19 protein-coding genes and 3 pseudogenes are annotated in these 17,928 nt (G+C 56.8%); 4 read left to right on the forward strand and 18 right to left on the reverse strand.

Features of this window, described 5'->3' with window-relative positions; genetic code table 11:
* Positions 1-44: 44 nt before the first annotated feature.
* Genes IEX10_RS07280 through IEX10_RS07290 form a run of 3 tightly spaced genes read right to left on the reverse strand, consistent with a single transcriptional unit; the run spans position 45 to position 3,753 of the window.
* Complete coding sequence (locus IEX10_RS07280) at positions 45-2,426, reverse strand: xanthine dehydrogenase family protein molybdopterin-binding subunit (RefSeq protein ID WP_188672694.1); 2,382 nt, start codon at positions 2,424-2,426, stop codon at positions 45-47.
* On the reverse strand, positions 2,423-2,923 hold the full coding sequence (locus tag IEX10_RS07285; RefSeq protein WP_188672697.1) for a (2Fe-2S)-binding protein: 501 nt from the start codon (positions 2,921-2,923) through the stop codon (positions 2,423-2,425). Before IEX10_RS07285 ends, IEX10_RS07280 begins: the two co-directional genes overlap by 4 nt.
* Positions 2,920-3,753 carry an FAD binding domain-containing protein gene (locus tag IEX10_RS07290; RefSeq protein ID WP_188672700.1) on the reverse strand — a complete coding sequence of 278 codons (834 nt, stop codon included), beginning with the start codon at positions 3,751-3,753 and terminating at the stop codon, positions 2,920-2,922. The genes IEX10_RS07285 and IEX10_RS07290 overlap by 4 nt, the downstream gene beginning before the upstream one ends.
* A 93-nt stretch (positions 3,754-3,846) precedes the next feature.
* Between IEX10_RS07290 and IEX10_RS07295 the strand changes: the two genes are divergently transcribed.
* On the forward strand, positions 3,847-4,527 hold the full coding sequence (locus IEX10_RS07295; protein ID WP_229678464.1) for a TetR/AcrR family transcriptional regulator: 681 nt from the start codon (positions 3,847-3,849) through the stop codon (positions 4,525-4,527).
* 202 nt (positions 4,528-4,729) lie between these two features.
* Here IEX10_RS07295 and IEX10_RS07300 read toward each other — a convergent pair.
* Positions 4,730-4,909, reverse strand: a pseudogene (locus IEX10_RS07300) (transposase); the annotation flags it as partial.
* A gap of 71 nt (positions 4,910-4,980) precedes the next feature.
* Here IEX10_RS07300 and IEX10_RS19975 point away from each other — a divergent pair.
* Positions 4,981-5,299: pseudogene (locus IEX10_RS19975) on the forward strand (transposase); the annotation flags it as partial.
* Between the two features lie 281 nt (positions 5,300-5,580).
* On the opposite strand, the gene IEX10_RS07310 reads toward IEX10_RS19975, so the two are convergent.
* A complete protein-coding gene (locus tag IEX10_RS07310; protein ID WP_188672705.1) occupies positions 5,581-6,495 on the reverse strand; it encodes a COG3904 family protein in 915 nt (304 codons plus the stop codon).
* 409 nt (positions 6,496-6,904) lie between these two features.
* Here IEX10_RS07310 and IEX10_RS07315 point away from each other — a divergent pair, with 409 nt between their 5' ends.
* Positions 6,905-7,420: a GNAT family N-acetyltransferase gene (locus IEX10_RS07315; protein ID WP_188672708.1), complete on the forward strand. Its 516-nt coding sequence runs from the start codon at positions 6,905-6,907 to the stop codon at positions 7,418-7,420.
* Between the two features lie 231 nt (positions 7,421-7,651).
* On the opposite strand, the gene IEX10_RS07320 is transcribed toward IEX10_RS07315, so the two are convergent.
* The 3 genes and pseudogenes from IEX10_RS07320 to IEX10_RS07330 all read right to left on the reverse strand — a co-directional run.
* Positions 7,652-7,909, reverse strand: a complete 258-nt coding sequence (locus tag IEX10_RS07320; RefSeq protein ID WP_188672711.1) for a hypothetical protein — start codon at positions 7,907-7,909, stop codon at positions 7,652-7,654.
* Positions 7,896-8,303: an amidase family protein gene (locus IEX10_RS07325; RefSeq protein ID WP_188672714.1), complete on the reverse strand. Its 408-nt coding sequence runs from the start codon at positions 8,301-8,303 to the stop codon at positions 7,896-7,898. Before IEX10_RS07325 ends, IEX10_RS07320 begins: the two co-directional genes overlap by 14 nt.
* Before the next feature lie 95 nt (positions 8,304-8,398).
* Positions 8,399-8,844, reverse strand: a pseudogene (locus IEX10_RS07330) (TRAP transporter large permease subunit); the annotation flags it as partial.
* On the opposite strand from IEX10_RS07330, the gene IEX10_RS07335 reads away from it, so the two are divergent.
* Positions 8,765-9,064, forward strand: coding sequence for a hypothetical protein (locus IEX10_RS07335; protein WP_188674790.1), 300 nt, complete (start codon positions 8,765-8,767; stop codon positions 9,062-9,064). The pseudogene IEX10_RS07330 and the gene IEX10_RS07335 sit on opposite strands and share 80 nt — an antisense overlap.
* On the opposite strand, the gene IEX10_RS07340 is transcribed toward IEX10_RS07335, so the two are convergent.
* From IEX10_RS07340 to ccoO, 10 genes are all read right to left on the reverse strand, one after another.
* Positions 9,061-9,693, reverse strand: a complete 633-nt coding sequence (locus tag IEX10_RS07340) for a D-glutamate cyclase family protein (RefSeq protein WP_188672723.1) — start codon at positions 9,691-9,693, stop codon at positions 9,061-9,063. The genes IEX10_RS07335 and IEX10_RS07340 overlap by 4 nt on opposite strands.
* A gap of 190 nt (positions 9,694-9,883) precedes the next feature.
* The gene (locus IEX10_RS07345; RefSeq protein WP_188672725.1) at positions 9,884-10,792 is read right to left on the reverse strand and encodes a phosphoadenosine phosphosulfate reductase; all 909 of its coding nucleotides are present in this window, start codon (positions 10,790-10,792) and stop codon (positions 9,884-9,886) included.
* On the reverse strand, positions 10,789-11,565 hold the full coding sequence (locus IEX10_RS07350; RefSeq protein WP_188672736.1) for a sulfotransferase family 2 domain-containing protein: 777 nt from the start codon (positions 11,563-11,565) through the stop codon (positions 10,789-10,791). The genes IEX10_RS07345 and IEX10_RS07350 overlap by 4 nt, the downstream gene beginning before the upstream one ends.
* A gap of 159 nt (positions 11,566-11,724) precedes the next feature.
* On the reverse strand, positions 11,725-11,877 hold the full coding sequence (gene ccoS / locus IEX10_RS07355; protein ID WP_188672752.1) for a cbb3-type cytochrome oxidase assembly protein CcoS: 153 nt from the start codon (positions 11,875-11,877) through the stop codon (positions 11,725-11,727).
* Positions 11,874-14,039, reverse strand: coding sequence for a heavy metal translocating P-type ATPase (locus IEX10_RS07360; protein ID WP_188672755.1), 2,166 nt, complete (start codon positions 14,037-14,039; stop codon positions 11,874-11,876). Before IEX10_RS07360 ends, ccoS begins: the two co-directional genes overlap by 4 nt.
* On the reverse strand, positions 14,036-14,488 hold the full coding sequence (locus tag IEX10_RS07365) for a FixH family protein (RefSeq protein WP_188672758.1): 453 nt from the start codon (positions 14,486-14,488) through the stop codon (positions 14,036-14,038). Before IEX10_RS07365 ends, IEX10_RS07360 begins: the two co-directional genes overlap by 4 nt.
* 1 nt (position 14,489) lies before the next feature.
* Positions 14,490-15,926, reverse strand: coding sequence for a cytochrome c oxidase accessory protein CcoG (gene ccoG / locus IEX10_RS07370; protein WP_188672761.1), 1,437 nt, complete (start codon positions 15,924-15,926; stop codon positions 14,490-14,492).
* 168 nt (positions 15,927-16,094) lie between these two features.
* Complete coding sequence (ccoP, locus tag IEX10_RS07375) at positions 16,095-16,967, reverse strand: cytochrome-c oxidase, cbb3-type subunit III (protein ID WP_188672765.1); 873 nt, start codon at positions 16,965-16,967, stop codon at positions 16,095-16,097.
* Positions 16,967-17,185, reverse strand: coding sequence for a cbb3-type cytochrome c oxidase subunit 3 (locus IEX10_RS07380; protein WP_188672768.1), 219 nt, complete (start codon positions 17,183-17,185; stop codon positions 16,967-16,969). The genes ccoP and IEX10_RS07380 overlap by 1 nt, the downstream gene beginning before the upstream one ends.
* Before the next feature lie 9 nt (positions 17,186-17,194).
* Positions 17,195-17,920 (reverse strand): cytochrome-c oxidase, cbb3-type subunit II, encoded by a 726-nt coding sequence (ccoO, locus tag IEX10_RS07385; RefSeq protein ID WP_188672771.1) that lies wholly within the window; start codon positions 17,918-17,920, stop codon positions 17,195-17,197.
* Between the last annotated feature and the right edge of the window lie 8 nt (positions 17,921-17,928).

Below are 17,928 nucleotides of genomic sequence, written 5' to 3' on the forward strand. Positions count from 1 at the left end.
GTTCCTCCCTAAAAGAAAATGCCTCCTCGCATTTTCGGTTTGATTTAATCTTCGATCTCCCCCAACGCGCGCAAAATGCGTTCGGGTGTGAATGGCATGGCGCTCACCTGCGCGCCCTTGGGACGCAGGGCGTCGTTGATGGCGTTCATGACCGCGGCCGGAGCACCGGCGGTGCCGGCTTCGCCAGCGCCCTTGGCGCCAAGCTCGCTTTCCTTCGTTGGTGTTTCCACATGCCCGATGACCATATCCGGCATCTCAGCGGCCATCGGCACGAGATAATCGGCCATGGACCCGTTAAGCAATTGCCCTTCCTCGTCGTAATGGATCTCTTCGAACAGCGCCCCACCGAGACCTTGAACAATCCCGCCACGAATTTGCTCGTCTACCAATTGCGGATTGATGATGCGGCCGCAGTCCTCGACGCACCAATGCTTCAGCAGCGTCACTTCGCCAGTGTCGGTATCCACTTCGACATAACTGGCTTGCACACCGTTGGTGAAAGCAAAGGGATATTCTGAGGTGATGTAGTGTCGGGTCTGAACCAGCTCCCGGGGTAGGTCTTCGGGGAGTGTGTCGCCGCGAAAATAGACGATCCGCCCCAACTCTTCGAGCGGCATCCGCGCCGCACCTGTATCACTATCGACAACCTCGCCGTCGCGAATGTCGAGGTTGTTCTGGTCGGCCTGAAGCATCGTCGCCGCGACCTCAAGTATCGATTCGCGCAAGGCCCGACCCGCGCGCAGGGCCGCTTCGCCACCGATGCCCGCACCACGCGATGCCCATGTGCCGCCACCATAAGGCGTGACTTGTGTATCTCCGGTAATCACGCGCACGTTATTCGGACGCACACCAACGCCTTCCGCTACGATCTGGCTCAGCATTGCTTCGGTGCCCTGCCCTTGTTCGGTTACGCCGGACAAAGCAACGATTGAACCATCTGGGTCCATTCGCACCGTGCAGCCGTCTTGTGCCGATATGCGCGCGCCGCCAATGCCATACATGAAAGGTGACGGGTTGGTCAGCTCAATAAATGCCGCGATCCCGATGCCGCGATAAATGCCCTTCTTTCGGGCCTCCGCCTGATCCGCACGCAACGCGTCGTAGTCCATCAGTTCGACCAGCTTATCCATACTTTGATGATGCGACAGACCCTCGAACCGCATCTTCGCGGGGGATGTCACCGGATACGCATCATCAGCATACATATTGCGCCGTCTGATCTCGATTGGATCTAGACCAAGCTCGGCCGCAGCCATGTCTACCAGCCCTTCAGTAATTGCCACAGCAATCGGGTGGCCGACCGCACGATACTGACAGGTCGGTGTCTTGTTCTGGAAAACAACTGTCGTCTTGGCGCGGTAATCGGCAAAATCATATGGGCCACCGCACAGGTTGATGACCTGATTGCCCTCGATCGCCGAGGTGCGCGGATAGACGGAATAGGCGCCAATTGCGGTCCAGTCATCGACGTCAAACCCGAGGATTTTTCCATCCTTATCGACCGCTATTTTGGCTTCAATCTTATGGTCACGGGCGTGAATGTCGGTCGTAAAGCTCTCAAGGCGATCTGCGATAAACTTGACCGGACGCCCCATGATTTTAGCAATAGCAGCGGTCGCGACTTCGTCAGGGTAAACGTGAACCTTAATGCCATACGACCCGCCCACATCGCCGCAGATCACCCGTACGCGGGATTCCGCCAGGTTGAGATGTTTGGCCAGCACGGTTTGCATCATATGCGGCGCTTGGGTTGCATGATAGGCTGTCATTTGGGCTTCGGCGGGGTTCCAATCCACCAGAATAGAACGGGGTTCCAGTGTAATACCGGTATGGCGCGCAGTGCTGAACTGCGCCGATACAACCCTGTGTGCGCCCGCAAAAGCGGCCTCGATATCGCCCTCTTCATTGATGCGCTGGAACGCCAGATTATCGCCCATTTCGGGGTGCAAAACCGGTGTGTCCTTATCCAGCGCTGTCATCATGTCGGTCACAACGGGCAGTTGCTCATAATCCACGTCGACCAATTCAGCACCATCCTCGGCGGCGGCACGGGATGTGGCGACCACGGCGACCACGGGCTCTCCGACCCAACAGGCGCGATCGACGGCCATGGGGTGCTCGGGTGGTGACTTCAGGCCTTTGAGGTGCGCAAGAACAGCGACCCAAGGTGTGCAAACCTCAGCCAGATCAGCGCCGGTCAAGACACGCAACACGCCTTTGACTGACAACGCGTCTGCGGTCTCGATGCTGTTGATATTGGCGTGTGCAAAAGGTGAGCGCACAAAGGCCACATGCACCATGCGCGGCAATACGATGTCGTCGACGTATTTACCACGTCCCTCGACCAACCGTGCAGCGTTGGGCCGCGGAACCGTCTTGCCGATATAGGAGTTTGGGCGATCCGGATTGCCGAATTGAAGGGTCATGACGTCACCTCATCGGCACGCGCACGCGCGACACTTTCGACGGCGTCCACGATGGCCTCATACCCCGTGCAGCGGCAATAATTGCCTGACAGGTGTTCACGGATCACGGCGCGGTCGGGTACGCCTCCCTTTGACAAAAGTTCCTCAACGGCCATCAACATGCCGGGCGTACAGAACCCGCACTGCAACGCGTTTCGCGCAATAAATGCTTGTTGGAGATCACGGATCGCATCGGTGTCAGACAAACCTTCGACTGTCCAGATATCGGACCCGTCAAGTTGGGCCGCCAACGTCAAGCAGCCGCGCACCGCTTCGCCATCAATGCGGATCGTGCAGGCGCCGCAGACGCCATGTTCGCAACTCGCATGCGCACCGGTCAGGCCTAATTCCTGACGCAGAAAATCGACAGCATGTTGGCCTGCAGGGACACGCGCCTGAACCGCTTCACCGTTCACCGTCAGATCAATTACAATCTTGTCGCGAAACATCTCGCTCATCGGGCATCTCCTGTCACTTGATCAACCGCGCGGCGCAAAAGGACGCCCGCGATATGGCGTCGATACTTCGCGCTGGCCTTGGTATCGCTTGGGGGATCAATCTCTGCGCGCAGGGACACGATTGCCCCTTCGATATCGCCATCATCCAGCTTTGCCATCGCATCCGTGGCCAATTCGGGCTGTTCACCGACCGACAACATCGTGACGCGGTGACCGCCCTGTCGTTTGACGAGGCATAGCCCCGCCAACGCATAATCACCGGATCGGCGCGTCACTTCTTGTAAGACCTGACGTTCGCCCATCTCGGCCTTCGGAATGCTTATTGCTGTTAGTATTTCTTCGGGTTCCAGTTCGGTCTCGAACAAACCTTGGAAGAAATCTTCTACGGCAATGGTGCGCTCGCCGTCTGAGCCCATAACATGCAACGTCGCCCCCAAGGCGAGCACACAGGCTGGAAACTCGGCCGCTGGATCGGCAAGGGCAAGTGCACCGCCAATTGTGCCGCGGTTGCGGATCGCGGCATGGGCGATGACCTTTACCGCGTCGGCTAACAATGGCGCGTGATCCCTAACCAGCGCATTGCCCTCGACGTCAACATGCCGTGTGAGCGCGCCAATGCGGATCGTATCGCCTTCATCTGTCACGCCTCGCAACTCGGACAAACGCGAAATATCCACCAGCAAATCGCCAGTCGAAAGGCGCATATTCATCGCAGCCACGAGGCTTTGCCCTCCTGCGAGAACACGTGCCATACCGTCCGCAGCCTCCAATAGAGTTATGGCGTGCTGCAGGTCCGTCGCCCGCGCATAGCCGCCTACAGATGCTTTCATTCTTAACGCCCCCCAATAAGCCAGCACTCCTACGCGTTAGCTAATGATCAAATGATCAATGTTGTTGATCATTTGATCTATAACTGAAAGGTATTGCAAGAAGATTCTTTTACGCCGACAAAACAAGCCATGAACATGAACAAAAAAAATAGTGCCGATGCGGGGCAATCGCCCAAAACCTTACGCCGCCGCTTGCATCCTGATGACCGGCGACAGCAGATCATTGACGGCGCTGTCGCCTTCTTTGCAGAAGTCGGCCTAGACGGAAAAACCCGTGATCTTGCCAAAAAAATCGGCATTACCCAGTCGCTTCTTTTCAAATACTTCGCAACCAAAGACGCCCTGATCGAAGCAGTATACGAACAGGTCTATCTGAACCGGCTGTCACCGGAATGGACCCACCGCATCGCGGATCGAAGTATTCCGCTGCGCGATCGTATTTTGGCATTTTACAGCGATTACAGCAGGCTCATCTTCGAATATAACTGGATGCGGATTTTCATGTTTTCGGGTTTGGCTGGGGCTGAACTCAACCGGCGTTACCTAGATCACATGCACCAGATGATATTGCGCCCCTTACTGGAAGAGATCCGTGTGGCCGCGTCCGGTTCAGCGGTCCCCACCATGGAAGACCTCTGGAACCTCCACGGCGGCATCGTCTACATCGGCATAAGACAACACATCTATCGAATGCCATACACCGCCGACCCAAATGAAGCAATTGAACGTTCTGTTAATCGTTTCTTAAGTGCATTCTCGGTCGAAACAGCCTAGCAAATGAAAAGTCTGCGTCGGCAATTGCTGCGATTGCAAAAGGCAGCTTCGTCCCGCAGAGCCGCCATCCGGATGAAGTTTGATTTCTGCAATACAGCGTTTCAACATCTTGAGCTGATTATATTGAACAGCTCTTTGGTTTCAGCCTTTCGAAGTCTGCTATCGCGTTGATTTGTTTTGAACGTCCCTAAGTCGCCCCCTTTTATCCGGTGGCGGTCATCATTGGCTTAAGTTTGGCCAATTTCCGAAGGTTTTGGGCGGTGGCGGCGAGGGTGAATTCGTCTTGAACGCCACATGCCCCCCGCAATTGTAGACGTCCCAGCCCAAGGATGCGTTTGAGGTGCGCAAAGAGCATTTCGACCTTTTTGCGCCGGACCTGAGCCCTCGGATTGAATGAGGTGCCCCTAGATTTGTAGACGTTTTGCCCCCTAACTTTGAGGCAAGTAAGCCGACATGGGGAGAAGCAATTACAACGAAGAGTTCAAGCGGGACGCGCTGCATCAAATCACGGCACGAGGCTATCCGGTTCGAGAGATTTCCCGTCGTTTGGGTGTGAGCACGCATTCCTTGTACAAATGGCTTAAGCTGTTTGGGGAACCGGCGTCCAAGCCGAGCGCCGTTGACCATGAAGCTGAGAACCGCAGGTTAAAGCAGGAGCCAGCCCGGGTCACCAAAGAGCGGGATATTCTAAAAAGGCAACGGCGTACTTCGCGCGCGAGTTCAAATGAGGTACGCCTTCATTCGGGCGCATCGCGAGGAACTCGGCATCCGATCACACACTCAAACTGTTCAGAAACCTTTTGCACCAATGGGTGCATCCATACATGCAGTAAATGCTATCAAAGGAGCGGCATCAAACCGCGGCAGGTCCACTTTGAAACGAGCTGGGTTGCAGCACCCAAAGGCTATCGAATGGCACTTGAAGACTACGGGTTTAACGTCTCCGCGGAAAAAGTTCCAAATATGATAGGGAATTTAGCTGCGGGGCGTATTTTGCCTACCGAAATAGTCGCGCTTAAGAACGCATAGAAAACTACGCGGCTGCAACAACATTCATTTCTCGCCAACTCGGTCGATAACTTTTGTTACAACTCTCGCCGCTAACAGTTTGGACGAATTTGGGTACCAGATTTCCGATGAAGGGCTGTTAAACATCTCTTCCACGAACCATGCGGCAACTCCGGACTTGATAAAAAGCGCCTTGTCTCTTTCCTGCTCTTTCAGTGGATCGGCATTCAACACTGAATAGACAGCATCAATCCGAAATTGGTGAAACCCCAATTTCGCCCCATTGACCAAGAACCGCTCGGCACCGCCGATGAAAGCAGTTGTGCAGGAAGAACTGCACTCCAAAGTAACCAATGTGTTCAGACCGTTCTTCCGGATCGCGTTCGACAATCCTCTGGCTTCGTAAATATTCCCACCGGGACTGGACAGGACGATGTGTGACGTGTTCGGATAGGCGGCGAGTTGGGCATCCAGTTTGCGCGTAATTCCCCGTTCTATTGAACCAGAAAGGGTAAGCGTTTTACCGTCAGCGGATGGTTCTACACTGTACTTAGCAGCCCGCTGTGCTTCCATTGCGGCATAAGCCTCAAGCCTATCTGGATCTCGAAGCGTCATCTGCCATGCTTCAAGCGTAAATGCCAGAACCCAGAACACCATGATGATCAGCGTCAATTGTGTGGCCCAAGCCGGCGCCATATAGCCGCTGGCACGAACAGACTCTTCCGAAGCGCGGACGACCCCAACGGCCTGCCAGACAAACACGACACCATGAAAGACAAAAACAAAGAGCAATACCGCAACTTGATGGTCATTGTGATCCTGCCCCTCGAACGGAGCGAACCAATCCTGCAACGCAAATATGAGAGCGCGGATCAAGATCAGATTGACCCAGAAGGACCATTTAAGACCTTGCTCACCGCGCCAATGCCCAATCGCGTAATGTCTCACAGCGTGGATCAATATCTTCTCACTAAGTTGGTTCGTTAATACTTTAAGGACGTATACCACATCCTGGCGTTCTTCGGCATCTGCCTCAGATTAGGGCGTCGTGCTTTTTACGCTGAATAAATGGCTTCAAAGCATTAACGCGAAGGCATTGTTAAGAACAAAGAACGTCTGCTAACGACAGTGAACCTGCCGCGAGGGGAGAACGTCCATTTCCCGCCTAGACGTTTCGGTTTCTGCAGCGCTGCGCTTCAGTACCTTCGCGCCGGGAGAAGACATTCGCTGCACTTTGCATAGAGGTCTCCTGAGCGGGACAAAATTACCCTTCACGCTTCTACCCCATTGTCTTGTTACTCAGCCCAGTTGAATTGACTTAGTTGTCCGGACACACAATGGTATGTGGTGAACTTCGAGGTGTTCTGACATGACGGAAATAACTGTGCGACTATCTCGCGATGCGGCGGACATGGAAGCGGCACGTGCACTCTGTCGAGATTGGATGAACTGGCATTGGAAAAACTACCCACCGGATTGGCCAAGAGGTGACGATCATCCGATGAGCCCGGTCGCATTCGAAGCGACCCTTGAAAATCTACACGATATTCACAAGCGACCCCTTGGCGGGGTACTGATTGCCTCGGTGGACGGAATACCCTCTGGATGTGTCATGTACAGTGAAGCAGAACCGGGGGTTGCTGAATTCAAACGGATGTTTGTGAATGTCTCTAGTCGAGGCTATGGTCTTGGTCGCAAATTACTGGATGCCATGATTGAGCAGATGGTCGCTGACGGATACCAGCGCGTATTCTTCTCATCTGCCACATTCTTAAAGCACGCGCGCGCAATGTATGAGAATGCCGGTTTTGTCCCGATAGCTCACCCCGATGGATTTCCAGATGAGTGGCGCGACAAAGTCTATTTCATGGAACGTTCGCTCTAGTAATCGCAAAAGTCGATTGCGTTGAGCCGACTCACCGATGCCCTCAGTGGACATTCGTCTCCCTTGCAGCATTAGGCCCTTCGGGCTCGAAGGTGATCTTCGCTGTACCTAAGACGAACGGCAGCTTCGGGCCGTTCCATTGGAAATGGCCTAAACTGTTGAGATCTCGCTCGCCTCGGCAATGTTAACTTATCCAGAGGCTCAGTCGTCAAGACGGGGAGGTGGTGAGCCTTACGCGGTTTCCTCGTGAGAACGTGCAATCAACCCATTGCGGGGTGTAAGGTTTATCCAGCCAACGCTGGTTTCAATGCGTGCGGTAAAGTCCAGCAAGGAAAGATTGCTTTGGTTTGCGGCGGTGAGCATCACGCCGTTCTGGTTGCCGCCGTCATAAAATGGCAGGGACAGGCTGCACCCGTTCATAACATTCGCGACGGTCGGGATCCGCAAGGCCAAGAGGTTCAGGCGGTTATACGTCCTATCGTCCTCCATTACAGCCCGGAAAGCGCGCGTTCTCCAGCGTACCATAATGGTGGTTCAGGCAAAGCCCTGAGTAAGCCAGTTCGGTCATGCTCGTGTGCCCCACGAAGACACAACCCTGAGCCCGCAGCCGGGCGACCACCTCGGCATCTTGCTCGGCGGTGGGATTGTCTGCCATGAAAACAGTTCCCGCCCGCGTGGTGTAGCCTTCTACGTCCAGCAGGTCCTTTATTGACACCAATGCACCACTTAGCGGCGTGTCAGGCAAGGCTTCGGGCGGAAGGTCATCAGAAAAAAGCTGTGTGAAAACGTGGCGCGTCTCAGCAGTGTCTTGTGCGACGTGTTGACGGGTGCGTTCCAGCCTTTGCGCGGCGGTGTCACGGGACCAGAGAAAGTTTTCTGTCATGTTTTACTCACGTAGCGTTCGGCACTGGCGGCTGCAATTTCGGCCGCGCGCGCAAAGTTCGTTTCGTGGACCGCCCAGAATGGACTCGGTGAATTCAAGATCATCGAGCTGGTGCGAATGGTGCCCTTCATACTGAGCACCAGCATGTCCCAGTTGATGGCACGCTGTGTCGCAGCAATGACAAAAGCCATGGCAACACCGATGGCGGCCGCTTCGGTCGGGGGGGCCCAGCCGGCATAGATCGACCCGACGATCACGCCAACACAAAGCCGGGAGTGAGACCAGCGAGGAACAGTTGTGGGATCGAAGTTTCGGTTAGAAACCCATAGACGATCAGGTTGATCGACGGTGGGATCATGATGCCCAGCGTGCCTCCCGCCGCGATTGCGCCGGAAAAGAGTTTGGGGTCATAGCCCAGCCGCTCTGCCTGAGGCGTCGCGACCGATGCCACGGTTGCTGCTGTGGCCACCGACGATCCAGAGGTGGCCGAAAACAGCGTGGCCGTCGCAATATTGGCGTGGATCAAACCGCCAGGAATCCACAGCGACTGTGGTATCCAAAGCGGCGTTTCCAGCGTGGTGTTCGCCGTTCTGGAGCGGATCGGCCTCATCGAGATCGGTGATCAGCATGGCCCAGGCGCGTGCGTGATTGCGATCTTGAGCGCTGCAGAGACAAGCGCCTCTTGCGTGGTGACACCGCAGCTTCAGAAGGCGGGCACTTCGCCGTCGCCGACCATTACGCCTTCGACCCAATCGGACTAACTGATGTTTTTGATTCCGATCTCCTTCGGCGCGCCGTGCGCGTGGGGAAAGGCAGCACAAATACGTTTGACTTTTTCGACCCGATCTTTGGGGATTGGCCGCATACTAACGACTGCTGCCCCGCCAAACCGGCCAACGGGTTTCGTCTGAATATTGGTGCGAAACATCGGGACAGTTACCCCGTCGGTGACGTGTCGCATTTCGATCCCGCTGCGCATCAGGGCATGTTCAAAAGTAAAAGAGCAGCCGATGGCAAAGGCCATGAAGTCATCGCGCCGTAGCGTTTTGATATCCTTGATCCGCTCAACGATCTGGCCAGGCCGGTACACGAAGTAAATCGGCAGATCACTGCGAAGATCAATGTCATGATCAAGTTCTGGCATCTCGGTTGCGCCGATTCTCGTAGTGCCGATCAGTGGACTGAAGACAGGGATGGTTTTGCGAAATTTGCCAAAATCCGCCCCATTAGAGCCAGTCAAAATGACTAGGTTACGTTGCAGTTTGCCAGCGGACAGCCCCGTCGTATGGGCTGAATACCTGTTCGCACGCAATGCCAGACCGATGTCTTTGGAAGACAGTTCAGTCCGTGCTTTATAGGCGATTTGCGAATGGACAGATGCTGGAAACATTGTAGCCCCCTGAGTGAATTCAGGTATGGCACAGATTAAAAGATAACAGGTATCTGTAATTTTGCTTCAGAAACGATCGAAGGGGCAGAGAAAAAGAACAATCAGCAGGTTTGAAGAGCCGCTGCGCGGCAAGGCACCGGAAAATTACCGTTTCCGCCAATGTATGACGGAGGCCGTCCGAGGCTTCCACCTACTGCTTCATCTGCTCTTGCGCTGCGCGTAGGGCTTTGCGGAAATTCGGGCCGCCACGGGTATTGAGGACCGCGCGGGCGTATAGCGCGATGAGCCATGGGCGGTTCTTATCCAGCAGGCGGTTCAGCATTTCTTTTTGATAGCGGTGGTTGTGCAGTCTCGCCCGCATCAATTGGTAGAACTGGGCGGTTGTCAGCGTGCCCTCGACACAGCCCAGCACGACCTGTTTGAGCACGCCCATCTGCTGCCAGAGCGATGCGATACGGTGGCCCATGAAGCGGCATTTATACTTGCGCACGTTCTCTCCCTGAAACAGGGCGGCGTGCATGGCATCAAGGCTGGCTTGCGGATCATAGAACAGGTGCACTTGTTTCGCTTGCAAGGATTCCACCGGTCCATAGCCATAGCGGGAGGAGAAATCCCGCGCCCAAGCCTTGCGATAGCGGGTCTCCCAAGAGGCCACATCACGGCTGAGCGTGGCTTGGGGTGACAGCAGGATCACGGTCGATCCAGGGGCGGCGGCGTTAAACACGCTTGCAGCATAGGCCCCCATAGATGCGCCATAGAACAGAACATTGTCGAACTGTTCAAAGAACCCATCATCGCGCAGGCGGTCGAAGAAATCGAACACAGCTTCGTCGCGGTACCACGTCCAGCCGTGGGCCATCATCCCGAGCATGGACCAGCCCTGCCCTGTGACAAAGTTATAGCCCCAAGGCATCCGGTGCTCGGCATCCTTGGCCACGTCATCAAGGTTTTCGAAGGTCACAAACAGGGTTTTGCCGCCCTGCCCTTCGCCTTGCACGAACAGTGCGGAATGCTGGTCGCCCAGTTCCTCGAAGAAACCTTTCTCACCGCCCACATTGGCGAGGTGGTTTTGCAGGTCGATCTGGGACGGTTTGTTCATAGGGCGAGCACCGTCTGGATCTGGCGGCTTTTGACGGCTTCATACATCTCTAGGTCGGCACCAAAGGCCCGTTCGATATTGCGGCGATCCTTGCGGGTCAGCCCTGCCACCAGTTCCTTGCTGGATGTCTTGTGTCCAAGCGAATTGCGGGTGTCCTGCACCATTGGCTGGGCCTTCCCGAAACAGGACGAGACGATTTCCTTTAAAGCCGGTTCCAGATCGTCCGTGGTGCCGACCACATCGTAATTGATCAGCCCCCAAGAGATTTCCTTGCTTTGGGGGCGCCAGTGGCGATCCACGTCCAACGCTTCGGGGTTGTGTGCCAGCACATCCAAAAAGGCCGAGAGGCTGAGATCTTCATCCTTGGCCCGCCCGAGTTTATCCATCAGTTTGTGCTTTTTAGCGCCCTGCCCTGCCACCTTATCGGCCCAAGCGCTGACGGTGCGGCTGATTGGTTCGCGCACAGCCGTGAAGCGGAACACATCGGGGGATTGCAGCGCATCAACCGCACGGTCCAGCGACAGGGTGCGCTTGCCCGCGTGGATCACATCCATCGGCGGTTTATGCACGTTCTGCATGGAAATATCGCGGCTGTCGCCCATTTCTGCCAGCAGGTGAGCCATCAGCGTGGCGATCACTGTGGTGCAGGCCGCCTTATGGTTCTTCATGTAAACAAAATTGCGTCCCGCCGGTTGGAACGCAGGCATGTAGACGGTTTGTAGAAAATGCCGCTCATGGAGATAGTTGTCCAGAATCCCGTCTTTGAAGGCCATTTAACACTCTCCCTTAACGGTCTTTTCCCTGCTCCCACAGCGCATTACCGCGCCGCAGCAGGGCTGTTCTGCTTGCCTGTTATCGGGATTACAGCAATTCCCGCGATGGTGGAAGTGGGAATGGACCCTGTGCCAGCCTGCCGGCCCTGTGCGGTGGTGTTAGTCAATCGGTGCATCATCATCCAGCAGGATGCGGGCCGCGCTGCCCTCGGGGTCATCGTATTGCGCGTTGCGCACTGTCCACAAAAACCCGACCAATCCGACCCCGCCAAGGATCAGGGACACAGGGATCAGAACCACCAGAACATTCATTTCACCAACCTCACACGCATTGCGTTTGCCAGTACGGTCAGCGACGACGCGGACATCGCCAGCGCCGCCAGAAGCGGTGTCGCAAATCCGGCCAGTGCGATCGGGATCGCAATCAGGTTATAACCCGCCGCGATTGCAAAGTTCTGCCGTGACAGTTTGACAGTCGACCGCGCCACCGCCAGCGCCAGCGGGATGCTGGCCAGATCCTGCCGCAAGATTACAATATCAGCGGCATTGCGCGAGGCATCCAGCGCTGTGGACGGCGCCATAGACGCATGAGCACCGGCCAGCGCCGCCGTATCGTTCAACCCATCCCCCACCATCAAGACCTTATAGCCACGTTCCTCAAGGTCCTTCAGTCGCGCCAGTTTTTCTTCGGCGCGCACGCCTGCCTGAATGTCCAGCACGCCGAGTTGATGGGCAATATCAACAGCAGCCTCGCGCCGGTCGCCCGTCAGGATATGAACGGGTATTCCCGCCTTTTGCAGTGTCGCAACGGCTGATTTTGCCCCGTCCCGCAAGGTTTCAGTCGTTTCAACCTTGCGCGCCTGCGACGACCCGATCCGCAATCCGGTGCCGGAAAATTCCGCTCCGAGCCAGTCCGCACGTCCCAGTTGCACCCTATCCCCGCCAAAATACGCCTGCACACCTGCGCCTTTGATTTCTTCAATCCTCTCCAGCGGTGCCGGTTTCATTTGCGCCCCGAGGGTTTCGGCAATGGCTTTGCTGACCGGATGGTCGGACGCCTGCGCAAGCCCCAAAAGGATCGCCTGCTCCACCGCGCTAAGGCCGGATGTCGCCACATCAAATCCCGGACGGGTGAGCGTGCCCGTTTTGTCAAACACCGCCAGATCCACCTCAGCCAGACGTTCCAGCGCGGTGGCGTGGCGCACCAGCAGACCTGCGGAAAACAGCCTGCCGATTGCGCCAGTGGACACAGCAGGAACCGCCAGCCCCAAGGCGCAGGGGCAAGTGATAATCAGCACGGCAACGGCAATATTGAGCGACATCCGCACGTCATGGCTTGCGACCAGCCACCCCAGAAACGCCAGCAGCGCAAGCAGATGCACCGCAGGAGCGTAAATCTGCGCCGCCTTTGCCGCCAGCGAGGTGTAACTGTTGCGCCCTGTTTCTGCCAGTTCGACCATCGCGGCCACACGGCGCAGGGTTGTGTCTTCGCCCACCGCAGTGGCGCGCAAGCTCAGCGGGGCGCCAAGATTGACCTCTCCCGCTTGTAAGGCGGCACCGGCCTGAACCTCGACCTCATCGGATTCACCTGTTAGGAAAGACCGGTCCATCTGCGCCGTCACAGACAAAAGGTCTCCGTCCACGGGAACGCGCATTCCGCTTGGCACAAGGATATGATCCCCGACTGCCAGTTCAGAAACCGCACGGGTTTCGGCCTGCCCGTCGATCATCACACTTGCCCTGTGAACCTCCAGCGCGGACAACTCCCGCGCGGCAGAGCGGGCGGCACCGCGGGTTTTATGTTCCAAAAACTTGCCGATCAGCAGAAAAAAGGTCAGCGACAGGGCCGCGTCGAAATAGGCATGCGCCCCACTCTGGCGGGCTTCAAAGATGGACATCCCCACCGCCAGAACAATCGCCAGCGAGATCGGCACATCCATATTCAGCCTGCGGTGGCGCAAAGCGGACCACGCGCTTTTGAAAAACGGCTGACCAGAGAAAGCCACCACTGGAACGGCAATGGTGGCAGAGATCAGATGGAACAGGTCCCGCGTTGCATCTGTAGCACCGGACCAGACCGCCACGGACAATAGCATCACGTTCATCATGGCAAATCCGGCCACCGCAAGACGCAGCAGTAACGCGCGGCCCTCGGGGTCCGTATCATTGCCCAGCGCCTCTTGATCCAGCGGATAGGCTGCGAACCCCAGTCCGGCAAGATGCTCGGCAATCTGCGCTTCGCCCACGGTATCATCGGCCTGAACGCTCAGCCGTTTCAGTGACAGGTTCACCCGCGCGTCCCGAACTCCGGGTACCGCCTGAAGGCCCTGTTCGATCTTGGCAATGCACGCCGCACAATGCACGCTTGGCACCGAAAATCGCAGGTTCGCTTTTATCTTCTTGGCCACCTCTTCAGAGGCCTGCGTGGCCGGAATACAGCCCGGACACGGGGACGCGGACACGGCACTGCTCATTGCGCCACCCGCACGATAATGCGCTGCTGGAACAGCGTGCCATCCGGCGCGCGCGCTTTCAGCCGCAGGTTCCAGTTGCCCGCACCGGCAATGACTGGCGCAACGAAGGCCCCGTTCTCGCGGCGAAATTGCAGCTCCTGATCCTTCGCCACACTGGTGGCCCGCCCGAATGTGGCCTGTTCAATCAGCGCCGGTACCGGCGTGTCGCCCTTGGTAATATTCAGGGTCAGATAGCCGTCTTCAACAAATGCCCCCACATCCCAACGAAGCGCAACTTGTGCATCGCGGTCGGCGTCAAAGCTCTGGCTCGCCACGTAGGAGTTTTTTACCTCAAGGCCGGGAAAGCTGTGCACGGCATTATACGCCAGCACCAGATTGACCCCGATAATCACCGAAAACGCCAGCGCGAAGGACCCGAAAACATGCCATCCTGTAATCTGCTTAACCATATCACTCTGCCTTTCCGTTGAATGTCGTCGCTTGCGACGCCCGTGTGCCTGTCGCCGTGTCTTCAATCCAGATGCGGATATCGCTGCGGACCTGTTTTGCGGCGGGATCCTGACGCGGTGCGGTGACGTAGACCCGCTGCATGAAAGTCTGATCCGCTGGCACAAGGATGCTGCGTCGATCCGCCTGCCCTTCCAGTTGCAACCGCACGCCCGTGTCGCCGGTCACAGACAGCTGGAACACCCGCGCCTCGGCGTGTTTGTTGCGCATCCGCACATCGTAAATGTTGCGAATGCTACCATCCGAGAGCGTCACATAGGTGGGATTGCGCAAAGGCGAAACGGCCAGCTCGATGTCAGAGCGCATGAACAGCGCATAGATCAGCCCGACCCCGACCAGCGACCAGAGCGCTGTGTAAAACAGCGTTCTGGGCCGCAGTATATGTTTCCACACCGGTTTGGGCGCCGCACCAGCACGTTCTGCCGGTTCATCCGACAGCGCCAGATAGTCGATCAGCCCGCGCGGTTTACCGATCTTATCCATCACATCATCGCAGGCGTCGATGCACAGGGCGCAGGTGATACATTCCATTTGTTGCCCGTCGCGGATGTCGATCCCCATCGGGCAAACATTGACGCAGGCCATACAGTCGATGCAATCCCCAAGCGGTGCTGCGTCTTCAGCCTGCACTGCTTTGCGGTGCTTGCCGCGCGGTTCGCCGCGCCAGTCGCGGTAGGCCACAGTGATAGTGTCCGGGTCCATCATCGCCGCTTGAATGCGGGGCCAGGGACACATGTAAATGCAAACCTGTTCCCGCAAGAAGCCGCCAAAAACGAAAGTTGTCGCGGTCAATACGGCTATGGTGCCATAAGCGATGGGATGGGCCTCAAAGCGCAGCAGATCCCGCGCCAGTGTCGGGGCGTCGGTGAAATAGAACACCCAAGCCCCGCCAGTTGCCATCGCAATTCCAAGCCAGATCGCCCATTTGGTCAGTCGCAGCCGCCATTTGTGAAAATCCCATTTCGCTTTCCACAAGCGCACCCGCGCGTTGCGGTCCCCCTCGACCCAGCGCTCCACCAGAATGAACAGATCGGTCCAGACGGTCTGGGGGCAAGTATACCCGCACCAAACCCGACCAAGTGCAGAGGTGAACAGGAACAGCCCCAGTCCCGCCATCACCAACAGACCGGCAACAAAGTAAAACTCGTGCGGCCAGATCTCGATCCAGAAGAAATAGAACCGCCGCCCCGCCATATCCAGCAGCACCGCCTGATCCGGCAGGTTCGGTCCGCGATCCCAGCGAATCCACGGCAGCAGGTAGTAAATCCCCAGTGTCACCAGCATGATCCACCATTTTAACCGGCGAAACGTGCCCGATACCTTACGGGGAAACACGGGCTCTTGCGCCGCGTAGAGAGGGGGAGGCGTGGTTTGGGTCATAGTATCAATCCTGTTCGCATCCTCTTCCTACTTCATGGGAATCAGGTGCGCCTTGATCTGGATCAAAAAGATCCCCGAAACGGCTTGTTTGCGAACAGGGCCGTTTCGGGGGAACGGCACCGCTGTAGGGGATGCAGTGCCGTATTCTGGTAGTCGTCGGCGCGCGGCTTATTCGCCGCCGCCAAGACCGTGAACATATGCAGAGACAGCGCGCACATCCGCTTCGATCAGACGCTGCCCCCATGCAGGCATGATGCCAAATCGTGAATAGGTGATGGTCTGGATCAAAGTCTCGCGGTCGCCACCATAAAGCCAGATCGCATCTGCCAGATTAGGCGCGCCCTGTTCGCGGTCGCCCCGTCCGGTATCGCCGTGACAGGCCGCGCATTGCTCTCCGTAAAGCTGCTGTCCGGTCGCGGCCAGTTCGGGTTCCGCATCGTCGTTGGACAACGAATAAACATATTCCGCCGCCGCACGAATCTGGTCTTTGTCCAGCAATTCACCAAAGGCAGGCATCGCTGTATACCGTGCATCGTCGTCGGTCTCGTTGCGAATGCCGTGGCGCACAGTGTACGTGATTCCATCCATACTGCCCCCCCAAAGCCAGTCATCGTCCAGCAGGTTCGGATAGCCCTTGAAGCCTGCCGCGCCGGAGCCGTGACACTGGGAACACTGCGCTTTGAAGACCGCACCACCACGGGCGACCGCATAGCGCAGCAGATCGGGGTCTTCGGGCAAGCTGTCCATTTCGGTTGTCAGCAATTGCTCCACGAGCGACCCGTTCTTTGCGTCGTGGGCCTTAATATCCTGCGCTACATTTGCGCGTGTGGACCAGCCGAGCACCCCTGTCGTCGCGCCAGAGATCAGCGGCCATGCGGGAAAGGCGATTGTATAGGCAATTCCCCAGACAATCGTTGCGTAAAGCGTCCAGAGCCACCAGCGGGGCATCGGGTTGTTCAACTCCTGAATGCCGTCCCAGGAATGGCCAGTGGTTTCCACGCCGGTGACTTCATCCACGTTCTTTTCGGTGTGATCAGACATCAGCTTGTCCTCTTGAAACAATCAGGGCAGTTGCCCACACAGTCGAGACGCGGGGCATCCGGATCGAGGTTATCGCGCAGGGGAATCTGACTGGCGTCCTCGTGCATTTTCCGGCTGCCGGGGCGGAACAAAAACAGGACCGCGCCAAGGAAGAAGCAGAACATTGCCAGCAAAAACCAACTGTCAGCCAGTTCGCGTAGGAAAGAATAGGTATCCATGTCGCCCTCCTATCGGCTTGCTTCGGGGGTGAAAGTCGAGAAATCAACCATCGTCCCGAGCACTTGGAGATACGCCACCAACGCATCCATCTCGGTCAGGTCTTTCTGACCGTCAAAGTTGGCTACAGCCGCCCCCGGATAGCGTTCCAGCATGTCGTCGTAATCACTGTCAGGATTGGCCTGCGCATAAAAATCCGCCACCGCGTTATCCAACATGTCATCGTCATAAGGCACCCCCACAAGGCGGTGGGTATTCAGCAGCGCCTTGATCTGGGTTGGCTCAATGCGGGTCTCTGCCAGAAACTCGTATTTCGGCATAATGGATTCCGGCACGACCGACTGCGGGTCTTTCAGGTGCTCTACGTGCCAAGCGTCCGAATAGCGCCCGCCCACGCGGGCCACATCGGGCCCGGTTCGCTTTGATCCCCACTGGAACGGGTGGTCATACATCGATTCCGCCGCCAGTGAATAATGCCCGTAGCGTTCCACTTCGTCCCGCATCGGGCGGATCATCTGGCTGTGGCAAAGGTAGCAGCCTTCGCGCACATAGATGTCCCGTCCTGTCAGTTCCAGCGGGGAATAGGGGCGCACGCCCTCTACTTCTTCGATGGTGTTTTCCAGCCAGAACAGCGGCGCGATTTCCACGATCCCTCCGATAGAGACCACCAGAAGGGAGCTAACCAACAGCAGGGTCGGGCTTTTTTCAAGGATTGCATGTTTGTCGAGAAATGCCATTTTCCGAA

The sequence above is a fragment of the Neptunicoccus cionae genome (genome assembly GCF_014643735.1).
Lineage (GTDB): Bacteria > Pseudomonadota > Alphaproteobacteria > Rhodobacterales > Rhodobacteraceae > Amylibacter > Amylibacter cionae.